A 23866-nucleotide genomic window follows, 5' to 3' on the forward strand; every position below is an offset into this window, starting at 1 on the left:
TCGAAGGCAACAGGTATGAGCACGAAGTGACGCGTATAAGCCGTCATCCCTTCAGATATTCTCTGAGATACTGACCGGTGTACGACTCCGGCACCTTCGCAACCTCCTCCGGCGTACCACTCGCGATCACCGTGCCGCCCTTGTCACCGCCCTCCGGGCCCATATCAATGATATAGTCAGCGGTCTTTATGACATCAAGATTGTGCTCAATGACAATCACCGTATTGCCATCTTCCGTGAATCTCTGGAGAATATCCACCAGCTTGTGCACATCTTCAAAATGAAGACCGGTTGTCGGCTCATCCAGAATATAGCAGGTCCTTCCTGTGCTTCTCTTTGATAGTTCAGCCGCCAGCTTGATTCTCTGAGCCTCACCGCCCGATAGTTCTGTAGAAGGCTGCCCGAGCTTCACGTACGACAGACCGACATCATACAGCGTCCTGATCTTTCGGTAGATCGACGGAACCTTCTCAAAAAAGGGAAGCGCCTCCTCCACGGTCATATCCAGAATCTCAAAGATATTTTTCCCCTTGTATCTGACCTCCAGTGTCTCCCGGTTGTAGCGTTTTCCGCCGCACACCTCGCAGGGGACGTAGACATCCGGAAGAAAATGCATCTCAATCTTCACAATTCCGTCTCCGGAACATGCCTCGCATCTTCCTCCCTTGACATTGAAACTGAAACGTCCCTTCTTGTAGCCGCGTGCCTTCGCATCCGGTGTCGCGGCAAAAAGATCACGGATCATATCAAATACACCTGTGTATGTCGCGGGATTTGATCTCGGCGTACGCCCGATCGGGGACTGATCGATATTGATCACCTTGTCCAGGTGCTCCATTCCTTCAATTCCCCTGTGCTTTCCCGGAATCACAAGAGCATGGTTCAGTTCCCTCTGCAGATGCTTGTAGAGAATCTCGTTGACAAGAGAGCTCTTGCCGGAGCCCGAAACACCGGTCACACAGGTCATCACACCAAGCGGAAATTTTACATCGATGTTCTTGAGATTGTGTTCCTCGGCGCCCCTGACAATCAGCCAATCCTTTGGCTTCCTTCTTACATCGGGAACCGGAATCTTACGCTTTCCCGACAGATACTGCCCCGTGATGGATTCCGGACATTTCATGATGTCCTCTGCGGTTCCCATGGCGACCAGCTCGCCGCCGTGGCTGCCCGCCCCCGGGCCGATATCTACCACACAGTCTGCCGCCCGCATCGTTTCTTCATCGTGCTCGACAACGATAACGGAATTTCCAAGATCCCGGAGATGCATCAGAGTTCCGAGAAGCTTTCCATTGTCTCTCTGATGAAGGCCGATGCTCGGCTCGTCCAGTATGTAAGCCACTCCGACAAGTCCCGATCCGATCTGGGTGGCAAGCCGGATACGCTGCGCCTCACCGCCGGAAAGCGATCCGGTGGCTCTCGCCAGCGTCAGATAATCCAGTCCGACTTCGTGGAGAAAGCTCACACGGTTCCGGATTTCTTTCAGAATCTGTCTTCCGATCAGCATCTGATGATCACTTAAACGGATATCGTCCAGAAATTTCAGAAGGTTCTCAATCGACAGATTCGTCACCTCGTAGATATTTTTGTCCGCAACGGTGACTGCCAGCGAAGACGGCTTCAGCCTCTGCCCGTGACATGCCGGGCACGGAGAAATATTCATAAAGTTCTCGTATTCCTGACGCGAAGATTCCGACGCGGTTTCCCGATACCGCCGCTCCACATTCTTGATCAGCCCCTCAAAGGCAACGTCGTAGACACCTTCTCCCCGCTGACCCTTATAATGGACCTTCACTGAATGCCCTTTTGTTCCATAAATCAAAATATCGTGGATTTTTTTTGGGTAATCCTTAAATGGCGTGGACAGAGAAAAATGGTATTCCTCCGACAGTGCTTCCAGCATACACCGCGTAAAGCTTCCCTTCTGGGTGCTCGACTGCCATCCAGGAACGGCAAAGGCTCCCTCGTCGATAGATCTCGATGGATCCGGGATCATCAGCGATTCCGCGAACTCCATCCGATAGCCAAGGCCGGAGCACTCCGGACAGGCGCCGAATGGATTATTGAAGGAAAAGCTCCTCGGCTCGATCTCGTCTACACTGATTCCACAATACGGACAAGAGAAGCTCTCGCTGAAATTCCGGGTATGCCCGTCCATTGTATCGACTACGAGAAGTCCACCAGAAAGTTTCAGCACGTTTTCCACCGAATCCGTCAGCCGCTTTTCGATTCCCGGCCGGACAATAAGGCGGTCCACCACAATTTCAATGTTATGTTTCAGATTTTTGTCGAGTACGATGTCCTCCGACAGGTCATACTGGTTTCCATCTATGACCACGCGGACATAGCCGGATTTTCTTGCCTGCTCCAGAACCTTCTCATGACGTCCCTTCCGTCCTCTCACCACAGGCGCAAGCAGCTGGATTCTGGATTTCTCCGGCAGTTCCATGATCTGACCCACCATCTGATCCACCGTCTGTCTGCTGATCTCACGTCCGCAGTTCGGACAGTGCGGAATACCGACTCTTGCATACAGAAGTCGGAAATAATCATAGATCTCCGTGACCGTTCCCACCGTGGATCTCGGGTTCCGGTTGGTCGATTTCTGATCGATGGAAATGGCGGGCGGCAGGCCCTCGATACTCTCCACCTTCGGTTTCTCCATCTGCCCGAGGAATTGCCTCGCGTAGGAGGAGAGACTCTCCATGTAACGTCTCTGTCCCTCTGCATAAATGGTGTCAAACGCCAGAGAGCTCTTTCCCGATCCGGATAGCCCGGTCAGCACCACAAGCTTGTCTCTGGGGATATCTATGTTCAAATTCTTCAGATTATTCTCCGAAGCACCTCTGATCCTGATAAAATGGTTCTTTTCTGCCAATTTTAAACTCCTAACTCTTCTGCCGGCTTCATACATATTGCGGCGTCACGCCTGCGGGGGGCACTGCACTTCGTATATGCTCCCGCGTCACAGAAGCTGCCTCGTATCTTCCGCGGCACTGACATGTATAAGCATTCATACGTTGCTTCGCGCGCTCGCAAACCTACAGGAAATCCGCCATGACCGTATTTGACAGGGAGAGCCCCCGGCGGGTGAGAAACAGATTTCCTCTTTCCTCCCGCAGAAGGCCTGCATCCTCATACTTGCGGATTGTACTGCCGTATACCTCCATTACATCCTCTCCGAAGCGGCATCTGAACTCCTCTTTGCTGATGCCGGACGTCATTCTGAGCCCCAGAATCATAAATTCCGCCATCAGGTCTTCTTTTCCAAGAAATTCCGGTTTTTCCCGTCCGGTTTCCGACAGAATGTTCTCTATTTTCTCCACAGATAAACGCTCTCCACCAAACAACATCTTTCCTCTTCCGTCGTTCTCCGGTCCGGCGTACATCTGCAGATACGTTCCGATATCATCCGTGTTCCGGAATCGCAGTCCCCCTGTATAGGAGGACGCTCCCAGTCCAAGTCCGAGATACGGAATCCCGGTCCAGTATCCCACATTGTGGCGGCATTCCCTCCCGATTCTTGCGTAGTTGGAGATTTCATACCGGCGGAATCCATAGCCGGCAAGGATCTCCTCTGTCCGATCGTACATCCGCCTCTCTGTCTCCTCACCGGGGAGCATCTCCTCAGAGCTCAGATGATACTGTCCTTCTTCGCGTTCTCTTACATGAGTCTCCGTATCTCCCTCGGCAATCATCCCGGAGACCTCGTGATATTTTTCGTAAAAAGGTGTTCCCTCCTCGATGATCAGGCTGTAAGCAGATATGTGCTCCGGACCTGCTTCTGCGATCCGCTGGAGTGATTTCTCCCAGGATTCCTCTGTCTGCCCCGGGAGTCCGGACATCAGGTCGACATTCAGATTGGAAAATCCCGCCTCCCTCGCATACGCGAAGCTCTCCCGAAACGCCTGAAACGTGTGGATTCTGCCAAGACGCTTCAATTCCCCGTCGTCGGCGGACTGACACCCGAAGCTCAGGCGGTTGATTCCCGCTCTTCGATAAACGGACAGGCTTCCCGGCTGCACGGTTCCAGGATTGACTTCCATCGAAATTTCCGCACCTGGCTCCAGATGAAAGGTCTCTCTGACCGCGTGCATGATTTCCGCAATCATCTCTGCGGGAAGAAGAGAAGGGGTTCCACCTCCGATATATATAGAAGAAACACTCTGCCTCATACCGGAAAAACTCCGGATCTCGCGCATCAATGCCTCCACATATCTGTCTTGTGTTCCGCACTCAGCGGGAAAACTGAGGAAATCGCAGTAACCACATTTTTTTGCGCAGAATGGGATGTGAATATATAACTCCATGCCGGCTTTAGTTCTCATCAAGCTTCAGAACATTGAGGAAGGCGTCCTTCGGGATTTCAACGTTTCCGATCTGCCGCATCTTCTTCTTTCCTTCCTTCTGTTTCTCCAGGAGCTTTTTCTTGCGGGAGATATCTCCGCCATAGCATTTTGCAAGTACATCCTTACGGAGAGCCTTTACCGTCTCTCTCGCAATCACCTTTGAGCCGACAGCAGCCTGAATCGGAATGTCGAAAAGCTGCCGCGGAATCTCCTGCTTCAGTTTCTCGCACATCTTTCTGCCCCGGTCATAGGCGGAATCTGCAAATACTATGAATGACAGGGCATCTACCGGCTCCTTATTGACCAGAATATCAAGTCTCACCAGCTCACTTCTCTGATACCCAATGATCTCATAATCCAGAGACGCATACCCTCTGGATCTCGATTTCAGAGCATCGAAGAAATCATAGATGATCTCATTGAGTGGGATATGATAGGTTAGAAGCGCACGGGTCGTCTCGATATACTCCATACCCTGGTATTCGCCCCTGCGCTCCTGACAGAGCTGCATAATCGGACCGACAAACTCGGTGGTTACCCTGATCTCTGCCTTTACCATCGGCTCCTCCATGTATTCGATCTCTGAAGGATCCGGAAGATTGGATGGATTCGTCAATTCCACAACTTCTCCGCTCGTCTTGTGGATCTTATATACAACTCCCGGCGCCGTTGTGACCAGATCCAGATTATATTCTCTCTCCAGCCGCTCCTGAATGATCTCCAGATGGAGCAGACCGAGAAAGCCACAGCGGAACCCGAAGCCCAGCGCCGCTGAGGTCTCCGGCTCATAATACAGAGACGCATCATTGAGCTGCAGTTTTTCCAATGCGTCCCGAAGCTCCGGGTACTTCGCTGAATCTGCAGGGTAGATACCGCAGTATACCATGGACTGTACCTTTTTGTAACCGGGAAGCCGCTCTGCGCAGGGACGGTCCGCATTTGTCACAGTATCTCCAACGCGGGTATCCTTGATGTTCTTGATGCTCGCAGTGATATAGCCCACCATACCGGCCTCAAGAACATCACACGGAATCATCTGCCCTGCGCCAAAATAACCGACTTCAACCACCTCTTCTTCCGCCCCGGTCGCCATCATCCGGATCCGGTCTCCTGGCTTCACCGTGCCCTCCCGAAGCCTGACGGAGATGATCACTCCCTTATAGGAATCATAGATGGAGTCAAAGATCAGTGCCTTCAAGGGCGCCTTCACGTCTCCTTCCGGAGCCGGGATCTTGTGCACGATCGCTTCCAGCACATCCTCAACGTTCTGACCTGTCTTCGCCGAAATCTCGGGCGCATCCTCTGCGTCCAGGCCGATGACGTCCTCGATCTCGCTTTTTACCTCCTCCGGATGTGCACTCGGAAGATCGATTTTGTTCAGCACCGGGAAAATTTCCAGATCATGCTCCATGGCAAGATATACATTTCCCACCGTCTGTGCCTCCACTCCCTGTGTCGCGTCCACCACAAGAACAGCACCATCACAGGCAGCAAGGCTTCTGGAAACTTCATAATTAAAGTCCACGTGGCCGGGGGTATCGATCATATTCAGGATATACTCTTCACCGTCTTTCGCCCGGTAGACCGTACGGCATGCCTGTGCTTTTATGGTAATTCCGCGTTCCCGCTCCAGATCCATATTGTCAAGAACCTGATTCTGCATCTCGCGGCTGGTGAGAAGGCCTGTCTTCTCGATGATCCGGTCAGCCAGTGTTGATTTTCCGTGATCAATATGCGCGATAATGCAAAAATTTCTGATTTTGCTCTGATCTATTAATGACAAGGTGCTACCTCCGGTTTTTGAGATTATGTATCATATAGACATCTGCAGATTCTCCCTTCGGAATCCGTCACCGGGTCTTTCTTCTTTTCGCTTTCACCGCATTCAGACAGACTCCGACAGATATACAGTGAGATTATACTCGACTTTGTCTGGGGCCGCAAGGTGCAGGAAACGTGAAAATCTTCGAAAAAAAGCCCGCTGACGGCAAAAAATGGTCAGCAGCCGTCAGGCGATGGTCTAAAGATGGTCAAAAGATTCACGTTTTTTGATAATTACAGATTCACGTTTTTTGAAAATTTAAGTTGACAAACCCATATGAAATAGAATAATATGAATAAGCATGTTCGGAAGTGGAAAAGTGTCATCCTATAAAGAACATCCCATAAATATAAAATAAAAGGAGGTGTACAGTTTGGCTAACATCAAATCCGCGAAGAAGAGAATTCTCGTTAACAAAACAAAGGCTGAGAGAAATCAGGCCATCAAGTCTGCAGTAAAAACATCTATGAAAAAGGTAGAGGCTGCAGTTGCTGCGAATGACAAGGAAGCTGCACAGGCTGCTCTGCTGAATGCAACATCTGTCATCGACAAAGCCGAGACAAAGGGCGTTCTTCACAAGAACAACGCATCCAGAAAAGTTTCCCGCTTAAGCAAAGCTGTAAACTCTATTCAATAAATCAATAAACGAGCAAACACGAGGAGTCGTCGCCTCGTGTTTTTTTATTGTATAAAGCCGTCGTCAAGCAGGCAGTTTTTGGGCATGCGAAGCATGCACAGAAAACTGCATGCTTGAACGACGCTAACATGTATGAGCATGGAGCGGTGTGAAACACCGCGAGAATGCGAATATGCGCGGGCAGTGAGCCACACCCGCTCACACAAAGTGTGAAGCGGTGGGGCGAACGCCGCGACAGACCGACGAAGTCGGTCACATGTGGCAGCTGCGAGAGTTGCGAAGCAACGGAGCAGCTGGCTTTATACAGTATGTGGCACGTTTTATCATATGGGCGTTTATTGTATAAGCTCTTCGAAAACGCAGACAGGATCGTCACGCGCGAAGCGTGTGTAAGAGACTGTATGCGATTTCGAAGGCAACAGGTATGAGGATGAAGCGCGAACGCGCGAAATCCGAATACCTGTAGGATTGCGTGAGTGCGAAGCACGGAGCAATCCGTAGCTTATACAATATTATTATTGAGCAGCTCTTCGAAAACGCAGACAGGCCGCCTTCCGCGAAGCGCGCGTAAGAGACTGTATGCGATTTCAAACGCTCATGCCTGCAGTTTTCACCGGCTCCATTTCACAATCATCATCTCCACACTCAGCTTGTCATCCAGCCGCCCCGTCTTCACCTCTTCCTCAACCTGCACAAATTCCCTCACAATGGATTCCAGCTGTGGAATTGAATAATTCCGGCACAGTCCGAGCGTGCGGCTGACCGCGAACGGCGGCATGCCAACTTTTGGCGCAATCTCCCGATTCGGCACTCCGTCTGCCGCCAGTGTCTTCACCTGAAGGAGCTGATTATACTGCCTCGCCAGGAGATACAGAATCCGCATCGGCGCTTCCTTGAGCGCCAGAAGATCATAGTAATAATCCAGCGCCTTTTTCTGCTGATGTTCCGTAACCGCCCGTATCATGTCGAAGATCTGATTCGTGATCTGGGGCGCACAGACCGCGTCAATGTCCTGATTTGTGATGACCTCCCTGCCCATGGTATAGCAGAGCAGTTTTTCAAGCTCACTGCTGATATTTGCCATGTCTGTTCCTGTCATATCTAGAAAGTGGCTCATATCCTTCCTGGTGATTTTCTTCCCCTCTCTGGTCATGCGTGTCAGCACCCACCGGGTAAGGGTCTCCTCTGTCTGCGCCGCAAACTCCGCCACATGCCCTTTTTTCTGAATCTGCTTGTAGAGACGATTTCTCTTGTCAACCTCGTCCTCCACAAATATCATCACAAGGTAGTCCGGCAGATGATCCATGTAGTCATCCAGTCTCTCGGTCTTCCGGCGGAAAAATCCACTGTTTTCGACGAGAATAACCCGTCGGTCCGCAAAAAAAGGCAGCGTTTCTGCCTGCGACACAATCTCCTGCTCATCCACGTCCTTACCGGTGTATCTGGTAAAGTTCATGGTATCCCCCTCCGGAACAAGCGCCCGGATCAGAAGATCCCTGTACTGGTTTCTCAGATATGCTTCTTCCCCGTACAAAAGATAAACCTTTTTGAAATTGCCGCCTTTGATATCTTCCCGAATTATCTTCAACCTTCTGCAACCTCCCTTTCCCGGGATTTTCTGCTCACCGTCTCATCTTACCATATCCGCTTCTCTCCGGAAAGTTCTGATCCGGAAACTTCCTCTTCCCTTCGTTTCCAGACAGATGGCGCCACAATCTCTCGTCACATAATATTCCGCTCCTGCCTCGCGAATCCTTGTCAGCGTCTCTCCCGCAGGATGTCCATACCTGCTCTTTTCCGGGGCGGAAATCATGCAGACAACAGGAGATACCTTTCGGAGAAATGAATCTGAGGTAGAATTGCGTGAGCCGTGGTGCGCAACCTTCAGATACTCCACGGATCCGGCCTCCTCCAGAACCTTTCGTTCTCCTTCTCCTTCCAGATCTCCCGTCAGGAGTGCATCGAAATCCCCGAAAGACAGCAGCAGAACCATGCTGTCCTCATTTCTCCCTCCAGTCATGCCATCAGATGCGCCACGACTTGTGTCCCCCAATGACGCACCGGCAGTGCGGCCATCTGTCCCTCCGGTCCCCGATCCATTTTCCGGCTCTGTATCCGGATGCAGCACCCGGATTCGGAGCTTTCCATCCTGAAGTGTATTTCCTTTTTTCAAAAACACGATCCGGATCCCTGCCTTCCTGCATAATTTTATAAGGTGTCCGCCTGCAGCGTCATTCTGCATCTGCGGAGTCAGATAAAGTACGTCCACCCGGATGCGTACCCGTTGACCGACAATCTCTTCCAGCAGCTCCTCGATCCCGTTCAGGTGATCCTGATCTCCGTGACTGACAAAAATCCCCCGGATCCTTGTAACCCCTCGAGATTTCAGATATGGAATGATCCGGTACTTCCCCGGCTGCTTCACACTGCTGCTTCCTCCATCGACGAGATACACCGGATCCCCGCCTGGCTTCCACATTCCGAGTCCCCGGGAGATGACGAGACTGTCTCCCTGTCCGACATCCAGCATAGCAATTGACAACGCCGGACTCCATTTCAGAGAAAGAACCAGCACCGCCGCAGCCACCACCAGCGCCGCGCGCCTTCCCATACCGTGTCTGAGGCAAATCCATACCAGAAGAAGGCAGAATCCATAGGCCATAAGCTGCCACCGTTCCGGTTTTCCGACCGTCCATACCGAGCCCGGGATGGTTTTCACAAACAACGCAATTCTCTCAAACAGCTGAAGTAAAAGATCAACTGGAATCAACAATAGCCACCCTGCCGGAGAACACAGCATACCTGCAGTGCTTCCGGCAATACCAAGGATCAGTACCGCTCCCATCGCCGGAACAATCAGCAATGTTGCGAATGGCAGCACCGGAATCTCTGAAAATGCGTAAGCGGCAACCGGGATCGTGCACAGCATGACTGCCACCCACATCAGAAATGCCTCGAGAATTTTTTCAAAAATTTTCTTGATCCGGCTTCCTCTGTGCCAATAATTCTTCGGTACCAGCCCAAGCAATGCTGGATAAAAAACGGCTGCGCCTCCAACCGCCGCATAGGAAAGCTGGAATCCGGCATCGAAAAGATATCCCGGCCTTGTTAACAGTAGAAGAATGGCCGAGATCCCGACCGCGCACAGCACATCATAAGACCTTCGTAGAATTTTTGCCCCCAGGGCAAGTCCGAACATGATCATCGCACGGACAGCAGAGACTGGGGAGCCCGCAAACACGCAGTAAATTCCTGTCACCGCCGCTGCGCCGGCAGCGGCAATGGCCTGTCCTGCCCGGATGTGAGACGGCATGCCTGAAAGAAGAACCCGGAACAGCAGCTCATAAAATATCATCCCAAGCACTGAGATATGCAGTCCGGAAATCGCCAGAACGTGCATGACTCCGCCGTACCTGTACCGTTCTTTGCTCTCTTCGCTCAGCATTGAGCGGTCTCCAAGCAGCATAGCCGACAAAACCCCGGCCTGTTTCGGATGCATCAGTTTCGCCTGCCGGGCGCTGACTCCTTCCCGAAACGCTGCAAGATGCTCCCGTAAGCCTCCACCCGGGTCTGTCACCATGACTTTCTCGTTCAGCATTTCATAATAAATCTTTCTGCACGCATAATATTTCCTGCTGTCAAATTCACCCGGATTTGAGGGTCCGTCAATTTCCGATAGTTTTCCCCGGAATATCACTTTGCTCCCGACCGGAAGCTGTCCAATATCGCGCTCCTTCAATTCTTCTTCGGTTAACAGTCCTGTCCCGGCAAGTTTATTATCGTCCGCAAAATTCGCCTCCGGCAACACTGTAACTTCCGGCAGCACTGTAACCTTCAGATAACCAATCCGGATACGGCAAACCTGATTCTCATCGTCCCGGAATTCAGCTCTACAATCCTTAATGATATACTGAACAGATTTTTTCTTCCGATTCCTCTCCACAATCTCTCCGGAGCAGCTGGCAGTCGTTCCAGACTCCAGAACGCTTTGCGCGCTCTCCGGAATCTTAGGGCGTCCAAAAACAGGGATTCCTGCAAAGCGACAGAACAGAATCCCCAGAATCAGCAGCACACAGGCAATACAGACAGGCCGGTATTTCAAATTCCATCACCCCGATTCCATCATCGTGTCATTACACCGATGCCTTGAAAAATGTGAAAATGAAGAAGCTGCGGAAACGAAAAAATGTCAAAACATAAAAGCAGAAACGAGATAAAACACGCTGCGCGAGTTTTATCTCGCTATCGCGATGCTCGCGTAAATAAAAGAACAAATTGGAACATATGAAATGCACGAAAGAGACTGCAGCGCAATGATAAAAGCCGCTTTCATTAAGAAAACAAGGGAAGAGAAGAAAAAATAAAAAGGAAAGAGAAGAAAAAGAGAAAAAAAGAAAAGCAGAAAACGAAAAATAAAACGAAAGCAAAACAAAATTGAAAAGTAATCAGAACGGCTGATGTGTTGACATAAGTAAACCATAGCACCCGGCCATAAAAAACGCAATATGCAATTCTCACAAAACCGCAGCAATCCGCAGCTTATACAGTGTGTGGCACAATGTATCACATGGCCGTCTGCTGCATAAGTACAGCCGCAATGTTCTTGACCCACGGGGAGCCTTCTCACCAGTGGGCAAGAACATTAACGATGACAACAGGTATGAGCATGAAGTAACGCGTCAGCGGCACGAGAATACAAATCTGCCGTCACGAAGAAATCAGATCCTGGTTTCTGGTATACTGCACACTCAGATCCATGCTGTTGCGAAAGACGGTGTCACTTTCGCCGTCGATCGAGAACTGAACCTTCTTGGTATTACAGGTCTCCGCCAGTGAATTCACAATAGCATAGATGGGAATCTCCTCACTGATACTCAGAATCGAATTCTGAACACTGTCATCGAAATTCACGTAGCAGATTCCCGCCTGCGAAATAACACTGAGCACCTGCGTGTCCGTGGAGAATACCGGGTAGTGCCCCTCCTCAGAAGGGCCCTGAATCAGCTCTTCCACAACTGCTTTCTCCACAGGCTCATTACTGCTGTAATAGACCTCCCTCGTTTCCGGAACCAGCTTCGACCCGGTCTGATCCGTAAAATACAGCGTCATTTCCATCTCCTGATAAGCATTGATATTCTTTCCGGCATTATCCACAAAGCTGTCATTTGTCAGAGCACCGACTGCATTTCCGCTGCTGTCAGTAAGATCCTTGCCGTCTACTGTAAACAGGATTTTGTCGACGCCGTCAATCTGGGCAAAGCTCCGCACCAGACCGCCGATGCAGAGCACTTTTCTTGTCTGTGCCTGGTTCTGAAAGCCCGCGCTCAGATCAAGCGTAAGTACCTGATCACTAAGCTTATAATTCTGAATCTTCACTCCATCCGGCAGAAGGAGAACATCCTCCTTATTTCCCGGCTTCTGTGTCTGCAGGGCGATCATCTCAACAACCTGTCCTTCTGTATCCGGTTCATTAAAATGATATTCCACCCAGCTGATCCGGTCCTCCTCCTGATTCAGATAATAAAGATACGTCTTCTGAACAGAAGCACTGGGCTGAACGCCCGATGAACTGCTGACCGTCGATCCGCAGCCCGCCAGGCCGGCGATAAGGCTGAGAATCATCAGGCAGCTGAGAAGCTTCTTCATTCGTCCATTGCCTCCTTTAAACGATGTGAACCAGCGGAATCCGTATGGAAAAAGTGGTTCCCTCTCCAAGCTTGCTCTTGACACGGATTGCTCCCCGATGCATGACGATTACCTTCTTTGTGATTGCAAGACCCAGACCCGTTCCTCCGATCTCCCGGGAATGGCTTTTGTCCACGCGGTAGAAACGCTCAAAAATATTGTTCAGGGATTCCTCCGGAATTCCGATTCCGTTGTCCGCAATCGTCGTATAACAGTATTTACGATCCGCATTCAGGGAGACTCTCACCCAGCCGCCCTCCGGCCTATTATATTTAATGGCATTCTCGATAATGTTTGTGAATGCCAGAGAGATTTTGGTTTCATCCACCTGAGCCGTTATCGGACGGAAACTGTCAAGAATCAGTTCCACATGCGCCTTATCGGCGATCGGTTTCAGCCGCTTGATAATCTGTTCCAGTTCATCATTGATATTCACATCCGTGATATTAAGATCCGCGGATTTTTTGTCCATTTTCACAAGCGCCAGAAGATCCGTAATGATGGAGTTCTCCCGGTCTATCTCCGCCGAGATGTCCTTCATAAAATCGCGGTACTCCTCAATGGGAGCATCCGGGTTCTGATTCAGAACATCCGCCAGAACCTTCATCGAAGTAAGCGGCGTCTTCAGCTCATGTGACACATTGGATACAAATTCCTCACGGCTGTCATCCACCGTCTTCACTCTCGCCAGCATCCGGTTAAAAGCATCGGTGATCAGCTTTGTCTCGCGATAATCATTGACGGAAATGCTCTCATCCTGATAGCCGTCCGTAATTCCTTCAATCGAACGTGTGATTTTCTGCAGAGGCTTGACAAGGATTCCCGAAAGAATATATCCGAGAATCAGGATAACGACCGTGATAATCGCGAGAATCATTGTGCCCCGTTCCTCCAGAATTCCCTTACTGATACTGATTTCCGTGGTTGATACGCTGACAAGCAGTACGCCGGCCGTTTCTGCATCACTGCTCTTCTTGTCCGGATCTTTGATCCGGAAAGTCAGCTCAATATAATTATTTGCTCTGTCGTAATGACTCGTTTCCTTCCCGTTCAGGCAGTCCGTAACCTCCTGTGACAGAGAATATTTTCCGTTATCAATATTGAATGTATCCATGACAATTCTGCTGTCGCGGTTGATTACGAGGATTCGTCCCCCATAGATTCCGGTGAGCATATTAAACTCCCCGTTAATCACGTCATCACTGGTATCAGACAGATAATTCCGGTTAAAAAGCTGATCCGCCAATATTTCGCACTGATTTTTGACCATCACGGTTCTCTGGCTCACCGCACGGTCCTCGTAGCTCTGTACAATGACGCTTTCCACAATGATAGAGGGCACAATGCCCATGATGAAAAGAAGTATCATGATATAAAACCGGATACTTCTGTAAAAAGCAAAATGCTTTATCTTCTTTTTCATAAAAAAACTCCAGGTCCTTACGTCTTCTCTCAATATCCGGTCAGATATTAAAGTATCTGGATGACGCCGATGTGAAATCCTTCCAGCGGAAAATCAGAATCCCGAGGAACATCAGGATACAGGCCGAACTGCTGATTACCGCAGGTATCTGAAAACAATTTATATGTTTCAGTAGAAAAATCCACTGCAGCTGTGAAAGCACCGTATCCATCAGAAGATAGAGTACAAATTCCTGCAGTGCCATTTTCAGCCCCATACCGATCAGTATTGTAGTCACCATAACACCGACGAAGGCGACCGGCATGACCCAGTGGATCGACCACTTATGCCACCCCGTTACCGCATCGATCACAAGACTCAGAAAAATACCGATAATCACCTGCACCTGCATGGTTTTCAGCGCATTGTTCCTGTAGTACATGGTCACGCAGATATCCATAAAGCCTACCACCGCACTCAGTACCGAGAGCGGAATCCATGACGGGACACCTCCCATTATATAAATCATTGCCCCATCCGAAATGAGGAATACAATCAAAAGAAAGGCTGCAAGTTTCACAGCACTGAGGCGGCTGAATTTTCTCTTCGGAAGCGACGGAAAAGCCGGATTTTCCGGTTCCCCCGAAAGCGGTCCTCCGCAGAGCGGACAGCAGCGCTTGTTTCCCCTGATCTTCACGTGGCATCTGCCGCATTCCTGCATTCCTCACACCCCCTCGTCACAGTCATTACTCGCGATTTCCACCGGAACCCCAAGCTGTACCAGCCTGCGGAAAAAATTCATGGCGACCGGATGTCTCTCAAAGCTGGAGACAACACCGAATACCATCCAGTCCTCATATGTGCTGACGCACAGAAATACCGTCTTGCAGGACATAAAACTCGAGAATTTCTCAACATACGGAGACATTTCTGCGGGAAGTCTCACAACACCTACGTTCGAAACTGAGGTTGTAACTCCTGTATTCATCCGATATGCGATTCCCTGCAGCGCCACATTTTTGATAAACAGAGGAATTACGCGTACCGCAAGATTATGTTCCAGCGCAGAATAAGAATTCATGGTCTTCCGGACGTTCTCCTCCGTCAGCTGTTCTGAAAATTCTCTGCTGACCGGATCCATAATGCTCTTCAGGGTACCATCATAATCGCCCGCATAGTAAACCACCTGGATAACGCCGAAAAAGTTCCGGCTCGTCTCTGACGGGAAAAACTGACGAAGATTGACCGGTACACTAACCACGATCGGACGATTATACTCCGAATGCTTCATCTCCTTCAGAATAGCCTCAATCCAGAGGGCAGTGGTCAGAATACCGACGGTCGCATGATTCTCATGCGCAACCCTGAGAATCTCTCTGACGGAGACTGTTCCCTCCAGAAGATGTTCTTCCAGATTTGCGTCCTGAATACCCCTGATCTGGTAGGCCTTCACCGGAAACATCTCACGCAGATAATTTCTCTTCTTCCGTTCACCCTTTTCATAATACTTGCTGAAAGCGTCGAGCTGCTTCTCCGTCACCGATCCCTGATCTGACCGGAAAAGTGACCGATCAAGACTATGCCTCAGAATCAGGTAATTAGTCACAAGTGACTCAATAAACATGTATCCGCCTGTTCCATCGGAAAGGACATGAAAAATCTCGACATTGATTCTTCTGTGAAAATAGCTCACCCGGTACAGAAAATTTTTCTTCCCGGGAATATAAAGCGCCTTCAGCGCCGGTATATCTTCTTCCCGTACTTTTTCACATCCCGGAAGCTGGTCCATATAATACCAGAAGATCCCCTTCCGCAGGCAGCAGTTCATATACGGAAATTCCCTCATGGTTTCTTCCAGCGCCTTCTGAAGAATCTCCGGATTCACCTCTTCTTTCAGCTCACAGACGAGCCGGAAGACCCTGGTATCCGCGCCGACCATGGTCGAAGGTATCAGCTTTGCCGCATTATCCAGCCGATACCATTCCCCTGCTTTATGTTCTTTCTCCATATATCAACCTCTGTTCTGCACAAGATTAATCCCGTTTCCGCCTCCCGCTGTGTTGCCGGAAGTATTCGAGCTGCCTTCCTCTGTATAAATATTTCCCGATTCATCCATCCAGTTCCCGGATCCCAGCGGAGAATATACATTCTGATTCTCATCGTACCACGCAGCTCCGCTGTCATAGGTAACCGTCACCGTATTGCCGTTCCCGTCGGAAAGCACTGCAGTATCTCCCTTTACGGCAGAATCGTCCGTCCCGCTGTCCGAGGAAGAAGATGATGACTCCGCACTCTCTCCGGAGGAATCCCTGTCAGAATTACCAACGGAAGGCAAAGAAGCGGATGATGCAGCAGAAGATGTCTGCACCGTTTCTCCGGATCCCGCTGTTCCGACTCCGGCAGCGGAATCAGAAGAGTCCGCAGCAACCGCCTGAAGGATGCCCTGACTGTCCTCAGAAGATGCCGCTGCGTCCTCTGATCCGGCAGATACCGACGCCGATGTACTCTGTACCGCCTCTCTGTTCTCCGGAGAGCTGTTTCTGCCAGAGGGAGATGCCATATAACGGATAAAAAGTATAACCATCACAGCGATCAGAATTGCCATGATGATCCTGAGCGGTCGATTGTTAAAGACTCGTTTCCTTCCAGTCATTCGTTTCTCCTCCAATAACTGCTGAATGCTATTATAGCAAAGCCGCGCCGCATCTTCCACAAGGATGCCGCACTCTGACAGAAAGTCCCACCGTTAACCTCTGCCAACGGTGGGAACTTTACTTCTGCCGCCTGCCCGTGCAAAGCAGGTCTGCCCATAAATTTTATGCCTGAAAATAATAGCCGACTCCCCACTTTGTGTGAACGTACCGGGGTTCGGATGGATTGTCCTCAATCTTCTCGCGAAGCCGCCGGATATGGACGTCCACCGTCCTGACATCGCCCGGATACTCATATCCCCACACGATATTCAGAAGATTATCCCGGCTGTAAACCTTGTTCGGATTAAAAGCGAGAAGCTGCAGTACATCGAATTCCTTCGCGGTCAGATTGACCTCCCGGTCTCCGATAAAGACCCGGCGGCTGTCAATGTCAAGCCGCAGATCCCCTGCCTGAATGATCTTTGTCTTCTCCTCGGTCTTTTCCGTTTTTCTCGTTCTCCGGAGGATTGCCTTGATTCTGGCCTTAACCTCAAGAATATTAAACGGCTTCGTGATGTAGTCGTCGGCTCCGTATTCCAATCCCATGATCTTGTCCATATCCTCACCCTTCGCGGTGAGCATGATAATCGGAACATTGGAAAACTCCCGAATCTGCTGACAGACCTCAAGGCCGCTCATTTTCGGGAGCATCAGGTCCAGAAGTATGATGTCATAATCATTCTCCTTCGCCAGATTGAGTGCCTCCTCTCCATCGTAGGCGCAGGACACCTCATACCCGTCCTGTTCCAGCGAAAACCGGATACCCTTTACGATAAGCTTTTCATCGTCAACTACCAGAACCTTATTTGCCATCTCCAGACTCCTGCCTATAAATGTACATCCTCATACCACAATATCGTCCCGAATCTTCGCAAAAGCCTTTTCCTTGATTCCCTCGACATTCATAATGTCTTCGATTCTGGAAAAAGTCCCATGCTCCTCGCGGTACGCCAGGATCGCATCTGCCCGGGCAGCACCGATTCCATGCAGTGTCATCAGTTCTTCCCTGCCGGCCGTGTTGATATTTACCTTTGCCTTCCCGGATTCTCCTGAAGACAGATTGCCTCCCGACTCTCCAGCCTGTCCTGCCATTGCGGCGCTGCTGCCGTTCTTCTGAAGTTTCTCTGTCTCTTCTCTCGTATACACGGTGATCTGCTGACCGTCAGCGACCTGTGCCGCCTGATTCAGGCTTCGTCCGTCTGCTTCTCCGGTCATTCCGCCGGCCATCGCAATCGCCTCGTACACACGGCTTCCTGCCGGCAGTTCATAGACTCCCGGCGCGTTTACTGCTCCGCAGACATATACATAACATGTCGTCTCCGGTGCGCCATTCTCCTCTCCTGCAGCGGGTGATTCACCGGAAGCATCTCCTGCTTTTGCAGCGGGCGCTTCGCCGGAAGCATCACCCGCTTCACGTGCGGCAGCCGCTTTGGCGGAAGTATTTTCCGCCTCACCTGTGGCGCGCGCTTCGCCGGAAGCATCCTCCCGCGAAGATAAGCCCTCTACCCGGCCATTGGAAGATTCAAGAACAGCAGACCCGTATCGATAGATGCCCTCATCCTCTCCACAGCCTGATAGAAGAACCGCGGCTGTAAACGCGACAAAAAGCAGCACGGAAGCATTGCGGATCCGCTTTCTGATTTTATTTATCATTTGTATCTCTCCGATCATCGTCATTTCCTGAATGTTTCCGATAAAGAGATACCCGACCATAAATATTGTAGCGAATTTTTGTAACAATTACAAGGGCTAAGACACAGAACAAAATTTTCGCGAAAGATTCAGAAGCTTAAAACGAGGCTTCCAGTCTCCGGATCATTTCATCAATATCTTCCTTCTCGATGATCAGCGGAGGAACCAGACGGATCACATCTGATCCCGCTGAGATAACCACAAGCCCGTTCTTCAAGGCGTTTCCGATGATTTCACCCACCGGTCTTCCTGTCACAACAAGCCCCTGCATAAATCCCCTGCCGCGGCGCGCCGAGAGAAAATCATATCTGTCTACAAGTGCGTCAAGCTGCTGCTCCAGGTATGGAGTCAGCTTTCTCACATGTTCGACAATGTGATTTTTCTCGAACAGGTCAAATACCGTGCTGACCGCACGCGTTGCAAGAGGATTTCCTCCGTAAGTGCTGCCATGGTCGCCCGGTACCAGAGACCGTGATGCCGCCTTCTCATTCAGCACAAAGCAGCCGACAGGAACTCCGCAGCCAAGTGCCTTGGCACAGGTCATGATATCCGGCTGTACGCCGAATTCCTGCCATGCCCAGAGATTACCGGTACGACCCATTCCACATTGAATCTCATCCAGGATCAGCAGAATATCATGCTCGTCGCAAAGCTTCCGAACCCCCTCGAGGAACTCCTTTTTGGCCGGATAGATGCCCCCCTCACCCTGCACGGTTTCCATGATAACCGCACAGGTCTTTCCGTTGATGCTTTCTTCAACGCTCTTGAGGTCATTGAATCTGGCAAAGCGGATTCCGCCGATCAGCGGCTTGAACGGCTCCTGATAGGATGTATTTCCGGTGACGGAGAGTGCGCCTAGACTCCTGCCATGGAAGGAATGCTCCATGGCAATGATTTCATGATCCGAACTCCCGTCCCTGAGCCATGCATACTTTCTTGCAGCTTTAATCGCGCCCTCGATTGCCTCCGTTCCGGAGTTTGTGAAAAATACCTTGCTCATGCCGCAGGACTGCGCTACTTTTCTCGCTGCCTCCGCCATCGGAACATTGTAGTACAGATTGGAGGTATGAATAATATGGTCGATCTGGTCCTTCAGTGCGTCATTGTATTCCCGGTTTCCGTATCCCAGGCCGAAAACAGCGATGCCTGCCGCAAAATCCAGATATTTTTTCCCATCCGTGTCATAGAGATGAACCCCCTCACCTCTTTCGAATACAACCGGAAAACGGTTGTACGTGTGAAGAACATATTGATCGGTTTCCTGCATGATTTCTTCAGTCTTCATGATTAAATTTTTCCTCTTCATTTCTCAGAATTGCGGTGCCGATACCCTTGTTTGTAAAGATTTCCAGCAGCAGACAGTGCGGAATTCTTCCATCCAGAATATGCACCCGGTTTACTCCGTTATTGATGGCATTGATGCAGTTCTGAAGCTTCGGGATCATTCCTCCCGCCACATGGCCGCTCTCCATCAGGCTCTTCGCTTCATCGATCGTGAGAAGAGAGATGAGTGTGGACGGGTCATCCTTGTCATAATATACGCCCTCAATATCACTGAGGAACGCCAGCTTCTCCGCATTCACCGCTTCCGCAATTGCGCTGGCCGCATCATCAGCATTAATATTATAGGAATGATACTCGTCGTCGGCGCCAACCGGACAGACAATCGGGAGAAAGTCCTTTTCCAGAAGATCGTTCAGAACCTTTGGATCCACCTTGCGAATATCACCCACGTAGCCGATATCCTCACCGTCGGAATATTTCTTTTCAACCTGAAGAAGTCCTCCGTCCTTTCCGCTGATTCCTACAGCCTTTACGCCAAGGCTCTCAACCATGCTCACCAGTTCCTTATTCACCTTGTTCAGAACCATTTCGGCGATCTCCATGGTATCCTCATCCGTCACGCGCAGTCCGTTGACAAACCTCGGCTGCATGCCGACCTTTCCGACCCACCTTGAAATTTCCTTTCCGCCGCCATGAACGATAATCGGTTTGAATCCGACCAGCTTCAGAAGGACCACATCTTTGATGACATTTTTCTTCAGCTCATCGTCGATCATCGCGCTTCCGCCGTATTTAACCACTATAATCTTGCGGTTGAATCTCTGAATATAAGGGAGTGCCTCGATGAGAACCTCCGCCTTGTCTAAATATTTCTGATTAACCATCTTTCACCTCCGGAGCCATGCAGAAATCAGGATCTGTAATCTGCGTTGATCATAATATAATCATAGGTGAGGTCACAGCCCCAGGCTGTCGCCTCCTCACTTCCCATCTTGACGTCTGCAATACACGTTACCGCATCCTCAGAGAGGATCTTTGTCGCCTCATCCTCGCTGTAGCCCGTCGAAACGCTGTTCTCTACGATTTTAATCCTACCGGCTTTGCTTTCAAAATAAAGATCCACATTCTCCGGATCAAATTTTGCACCCGAATATCCCATTGCGCAGAGGATTCTGCCCCAGTTTGCATCTCTTCCGTAGATCGCCGCCTTCGTAAGGTTTGATGTAACAATCGATTTCGCCAATGTTACAGCCTGATCCTTCGTCTTTGCGTGCACAACCTTTACTTCGAAAAGTCTGGTTGCTCCCTCTCCGTCGCCCGCAATCATCTTCGCAAGTTCACGGTTCACCGCAAAAAGCGCCTCGACGAATTTATCATAATCCTCTCCACGGGAGGTAATATCCGGATTCCCGGCAAGACCGTTCGCCATGATCACGCAGGTGTCGTTCGTGGAGGTGTCTCCATCTACCGAAATCATATTGTAAGTATCCTTCACCACCGTTGACAGGGCTTCCTGAAGCATCGTCCCGGAAATCACCGCATCCGTGGTAAGAAAAGAAAGCATCGTGCACATGTTTGGATGAATCATGCCTGCTCCCTTGCACATTCCGCCGATGGTCACTGTTTTTCCGCCCAGTTCGATCTGCACCGATACCTCCTTCGGATGCGTATCCGTGGTCATGATGGACTGTGCCGCAATAGAAGCCGCTTCCCGGGAATTGTCCAGCATCGGAGCAAGAAGATGGATTCCCTTTTCAATGACATCTACCGGGATCTGCGCTCCGATCACTCCGGTCGAACCGATCAGCACCGAGTCCACAGGAATATCAAGCTCTCTTGATGCTGCCTCAGCCGTTTTCCGACAGGCCTCATAGCCCTGTGCACCCGTAGCCGCATTTGCGATTCCGCTGTTGACCACAACCGCCTGCGCGCTCTTACTGTCATGCACCACATGCTGATCCCATTTCACCGGAGCCGCCTTGACAAGATTCGTCGTAAAAGTACCCGCAACAACACAGGGCACAATACTGTAAATCATCGCCATATCCTTTGTATTTCCCTTTTTAATGCCAGTGTGTCCGCCCGCAGCCTTAAATCCCATAGCGGCTGTCACACCATCATGTCCGATCTTCATATAAAACCTCCTCCTTGTCGATTCTCTGTTAAGAATAAACTTCTTTTTCGGATATGTAAAGAGTGAATTATGCATAATTATGCATTTAATTTTAAATTTATGCATATTATTTCAACTTAATGCATTTAGCTCTTGCATATCATACACAAGTGATGTATATTCGTGTATAAGCTCTTCGAAACGCAAACAGGCTCGTCGCACGCGAAGCGCGCGTAAGAGACTGTATGCGATTTCGAAGGCAACAGGTATGAGCGTGAAGCCGTGTGAAACACGGCGAAAACGCTCATGCCTGTAGGATTGCGAGAGTGCGAAGCACGGAGCAATCCGTAGCTTATACACGACACGCTTCGAAAACGCAAACAATTCGCCTGTCGCGAAGCGCGCGTGAGAGACTGTATGCGATTTCGAAGGCAACAGGTATGAGCATGGAGCGTTGCGAAGCAGTCTAAAATCCGCTTCAATTCAACAGAAATGCTTGTTCCGTTCCTGGCGAGTCGGTATAATGAGAATGTTCCGTGTTCCGGTCCATGTACAGGCCCTTCCGCTTCTGTACAACCGGCATACCGGCTGCATCCGATAAAATCGGTAATTTCATATTTGATATATATAAAGGAGGAAATTTCCCATGAGTGAAAAGGTTGTTCTTGCATATTCCGGCGGTCTGGATACCACAGCGCTGATTCCCTGGCTGAAGGAGAACTTCGGATATGAGATCATCTGCTGCTGCATCAACTGCGGACAGGAAGAAGAGCTGACCGATGACAATCTGAACGAAAGAGCGCTGAGCTCCGGAGCTTCCAAGCTCTACATCATCGATGTCATCGACGAATTTGCAGAGGATTACATCATGCCCTGTGTCAAGGCAGGTGCGGTCTATGAACACAGCTATCTTCTTGGTACTTCTATGGCACGCCCGCTGATCGCGAAAAAGCTTGTTGAAGTAGCGCACAAGGAAGGCGCTACCGCCATCTGCCATGGAGCAACCGGAAAGGGTAATGATCAGATCCGTTTTGAGCTCGGCATCAAAGCCCTTGATCCCACAATTAAGATCATTGCCCCCTGGCGCATGACCGACGTATGGACCATGCAGTCCCGTGAAGATGAAATCCAGTACTGCAAGGACCATGGCATTGACCTTCCTTTCTCCATGGGCAAAGGCTACAGCCGTGACCGGAATCTGTGGCATATCAGTCACGAAGGTCTTGAGCTGGAAGATCCTTCACAGGCACCGAACTATGATAAACTTCTGGTCCTGAGTGTCACTCCCGAAAAAGCGCCGGACAAGGTCACCGACCTTACCCTTACCTTTGAAAAGGGTGTCCCGAAGACGCTGAACGGCAAGGAAATGAAAGTAGCCGAGATCATCGAAGAACTGAACAAGCTTGGCGGCGCAAATGGAATCGGCATCATCGATATCGTGGAGAACCGTGTCGTTGGAATGAAATCCCGCGGCGTCTATGAAACCCCGGGCGGAACAATCCTCATGGCCGCGCACGATCAGCTCGAGGAACTCGTGCTTGACCGCGAAACCATGGAGACAAAGAAAAAACTCGGAAGCCAGCTGGCACAGATTGTTTACGAAGGAAAATGGTTTACTCCTCTTCGCGAAGCCATCAGCGCATTTGTCGAGTCTACCCAGAATGTCGTAACCGGCGAAGTAAAGCTTAAGCTCTACAAGGGCAACATCATCCGCAACGGAACGACTTCTCCGTACAGCCTCTACAACTCCTCCCTGGCATCCTTCACCACCGGAGATCTCTATGATCACAGTGACGCCAGCGGATTTATCAATCTGTTCGGCCTGCCTCTGAAGGTGCGCGCCCTTATGATGGAAGATGTCAAGAAGCAAAACAAAAATAAATAAATCCAACGATTCAGCATATTATCATTTCAAGCGAAAAACTGCTTGTTGATTTTTCCGGCTGAATAATTACAGATAAACAGCATATTCATACCATGGGACTGCCGCTCATATGGCAGTCCCTTTTTCCGTAATATCCGCAGACAGGAAGGCATATTTAACATTAATTCTGCGTTTTTTCTGTATTTTTTGTGCAACTTTAGTATTATCTATGGTATAATCGTTGTATGAATCCTCAGCTTATAGAGAAAGATTCGCAGAATACAGAAAGCTGATATCCGGCGGCTGTAAGAGGAAAGGAGCACAA

At 50.1% G+C, this 23866-nt stretch carries 17 protein-coding genes; 2 read left to right on the top strand and 15 right to left on the bottom strand.

All coding sequences use genetic code 11. The features are described 5' to 3' along the window. Positions 1-43: 43 nt before the first annotated feature. The 3 genes from uvrA to lepA all read right to left on the bottom strand — a co-directional run bounded on the left by uvrA (position 44) and on the right by lepA (position 6132). The gene (uvrA, locus tag ACTQZS_RS11535; protein ID WP_441475934.1) at positions 44-2878 is read right to left on the bottom strand and encodes an excinuclease ABC subunit UvrA; all 2835 of its coding nucleotides are present in this window, start codon (positions 2876-2878) and stop codon (positions 44-46) included. Between the two features lie 163 nt (positions 2879-3041). Further along, the gene (gene hemW / locus ACTQZS_RS11540) at positions 3042-4328 is read right to left on the bottom strand and encodes a radical SAM family heme chaperone HemW (RefSeq protein ID WP_441475935.1); all 1287 of its coding nucleotides are present in this window, start codon (positions 4326-4328) and stop codon (positions 3042-3044) included. Then, positions 4318-6132, bottom strand: coding sequence for a translation elongation factor 4 (gene lepA / locus ACTQZS_RS11545; RefSeq protein ID WP_441475936.1), 1815 nt, complete (start codon positions 6130-6132; stop codon positions 4318-4320). Before lepA ends, hemW begins: the two co-directional genes overlap by 11 nt. A gap of 412 nt (positions 6133-6544) precedes the next feature. Here lepA and rpsT point away from each other — a divergent pair, with 412 nt between their 5' ends. Further along, on the top strand, positions 6545-6808 hold the full coding sequence (gene rpsT, locus ACTQZS_RS11550; protein WP_441475937.1) for a 30S ribosomal protein S20: 264 nt from the start codon (positions 6545-6547) through the stop codon (positions 6806-6808). Positions 6809-7418: 610 nt separating this feature from the next. Here the strand turns inward: rpsT and holA are convergent. From holA to argJ, 12 genes are all read right to left on the bottom strand, one after another. Next, entirely contained in the window at positions 7419-8396 is a 978-nt protein-coding gene (gene holA / locus ACTQZS_RS11555) for a DNA polymerase III subunit delta (protein ID WP_441475938.1), read from the bottom strand. A gap of 42 nt (positions 8397-8438) precedes the next feature. Beyond that, positions 8439-10910: a ComEC/Rec2 family competence protein gene (locus ACTQZS_RS11560; RefSeq protein ID WP_441475939.1), complete on the bottom strand. Its 2472-nt coding sequence runs from the start codon at positions 10908-10910 to the stop codon at positions 8439-8441. A 605-nt stretch (positions 10911-11515) separates the two neighbouring features. Then, positions 11516-12454: a GerMN domain-containing protein gene (locus ACTQZS_RS11565; RefSeq protein WP_441475940.1), complete on the bottom strand. Its 939-nt coding sequence runs from the start codon at positions 12452-12454 to the stop codon at positions 11516-11518. 16 nt (positions 12455-12470) lie between these two features. Continuing rightward, positions 12471-13916 carry an ATP-binding protein gene (locus ACTQZS_RS11570; RefSeq protein WP_441475941.1) on the bottom strand — a complete coding sequence of 482 codons (1446 nt, stop codon included), beginning with the start codon at positions 13914-13916 and terminating at the stop codon, positions 12471-12473. A gap of 40 nt (positions 13917-13956) precedes the next feature. Then, on the bottom strand, positions 13957-14592 hold the full coding sequence (locus ACTQZS_RS11575) for a DUF6320 domain-containing protein (protein WP_441099819.1): 636 nt from the start codon (positions 14590-14592) through the stop codon (positions 13957-13959). Positions 14593-14619: 27 nt separating this feature from the next. Continuing rightward, on the bottom strand, positions 14620-15903 hold the full coding sequence (locus ACTQZS_RS11580; RefSeq protein WP_441475942.1) for a hypothetical protein: 1284 nt from the start codon (positions 15901-15903) through the stop codon (positions 14620-14622). 3 nt (positions 15904-15906) lie between these two features. Next, positions 15907-16548: a hypothetical protein gene (locus ACTQZS_RS11585; RefSeq protein ID WP_441475943.1), complete on the bottom strand. Its 642-nt coding sequence runs from the start codon at positions 16546-16548 to the stop codon at positions 15907-15909. 163 nt (positions 16549-16711) lie between these two features. Continuing rightward, positions 16712-17401 (bottom strand): response regulator transcription factor, encoded by a 690-nt coding sequence (locus tag ACTQZS_RS11590; RefSeq protein WP_441099822.1) that lies wholly within the window; start codon positions 17399-17401, stop codon positions 16712-16714. Positions 17402-17431: 30 nt separating this feature from the next. Further along, entirely contained in the window at positions 17432-18241 is an 810-nt protein-coding gene (locus ACTQZS_RS11595) for a helix-hairpin-helix domain-containing protein (RefSeq protein ID WP_441475944.1), read from the bottom strand. Between the two features lie 136 nt (positions 18242-18377). Beyond that, positions 18378-19565, bottom strand: a complete 1188-nt coding sequence (locus ACTQZS_RS11600) for an aspartate aminotransferase family protein (protein WP_441475945.1) — start codon at positions 19563-19565, stop codon at positions 18378-18380. Continuing rightward, a complete protein-coding gene (gene argB, locus ACTQZS_RS11605) occupies positions 19555-20448 on the bottom strand; it encodes an acetylglutamate kinase (protein ID WP_441475946.1) in 894 nt (297 codons plus the stop codon). The genes ACTQZS_RS11600 and argB overlap by 11 nt, the downstream gene beginning before the upstream one ends. Positions 20449-20474: 26 nt before the next feature. Then, a complete protein-coding gene (argJ, locus tag ACTQZS_RS11610) occupies positions 20475-21698 on the bottom strand; it encodes a bifunctional glutamate N-acetyltransferase/amino-acid acetyltransferase ArgJ (RefSeq protein ID WP_441475947.1) in 1224 nt (407 codons plus the stop codon). 625 nt (positions 21699-22323) lie between these two features. Here argJ and ACTQZS_RS11615 point away from each other — a divergent pair. After that, complete coding sequence (locus ACTQZS_RS11615; protein WP_441475948.1) at positions 22324-23562, top strand: argininosuccinate synthase; 1239 nt, start codon at positions 22324-22326, stop codon at positions 23560-23562. Positions 23563-23866 lie beyond the last annotated feature (304 nt).

It is taken from the genome of Bilifractor sp. LCP19S3_H10 (genome assembly GCF_052119185.1).
Lineage (GTDB): Bacteria > Bacillota > Clostridia > Lachnospirales > Lachnospiraceae > Bilifractor.

Bases quoted from the DNA above. Each gene is read 5' to 3' on its own strand.
- hemW (WP_441475935.1), bottom strand. From the start codon at position 4,328: ATGAGAACTAAAGCCGGCATGGAGTTATATATTCACATCCCATTCTGC.
- ACTQZS_RS11565 (WP_441475940.1), bottom strand. From the start codon at position 12,454: ATGAAGAAGCTTCTCAGCTGCCTGATGATTCTCAGCCTTATCGCCGGC.
- ACTQZS_RS11570 (WP_441475941.1), bottom strand. From the start codon at position 13,916: ATGAAAAAGAAGATAAAGCATTTTGCTTTTTACAGAAGTATCCGGTTT.
- ACTQZS_RS11580 (WP_441475942.1), bottom strand. From the start codon at position 15,903: ATGGAGAAAGAACATAAAGCAGGGGAATGGTATCGGCTGGATAATGCG.
- ACTQZS_RS11585 (WP_441475943.1), bottom strand. From the start codon at position 16,548: ATGACTGGAAGGAAACGAGTCTTTAACAATCGACCGCTCAGGATCATC.
- ACTQZS_RS11590 (WP_441099822.1), bottom strand. From the start codon at position 17,401: ATGGCAAATAAGGTTCTGGTAGTTGACGATGAAAAGCTTATCGTAAAG.
- ACTQZS_RS11595 (WP_441475944.1), bottom strand. From the start codon at position 18,241: ATGATAAATAAAATCAGAAAGCGGATCCGCAATGCTTCCGTGCTGCTT.
- ACTQZS_RS11600 (WP_441475945.1), bottom strand. From the start codon at position 19,565: ATGAAGACTGAAGAAATCATGCAGGAAACCGATCAATATGTTCTTCAC.
- argB (WP_441475946.1), bottom strand. From the start codon at position 20,448: ATGGTTAATCAGAAATATTTAGACAAGGCGGAGGTTCTCATCGAGGCA.
- argJ (WP_441475947.1), bottom strand. From the start codon at position 21,698: ATGAAGATCGGACATGATGGTGTGACAGCCGCTATGGGATTTAAGGCT.
- ACTQZS_RS11615 (WP_441475948.1), top strand. From the start codon at position 22,324: ATGAGTGAAAAGGTTGTTCTTGCATATTCCGGCGGTCTGGATACCACA.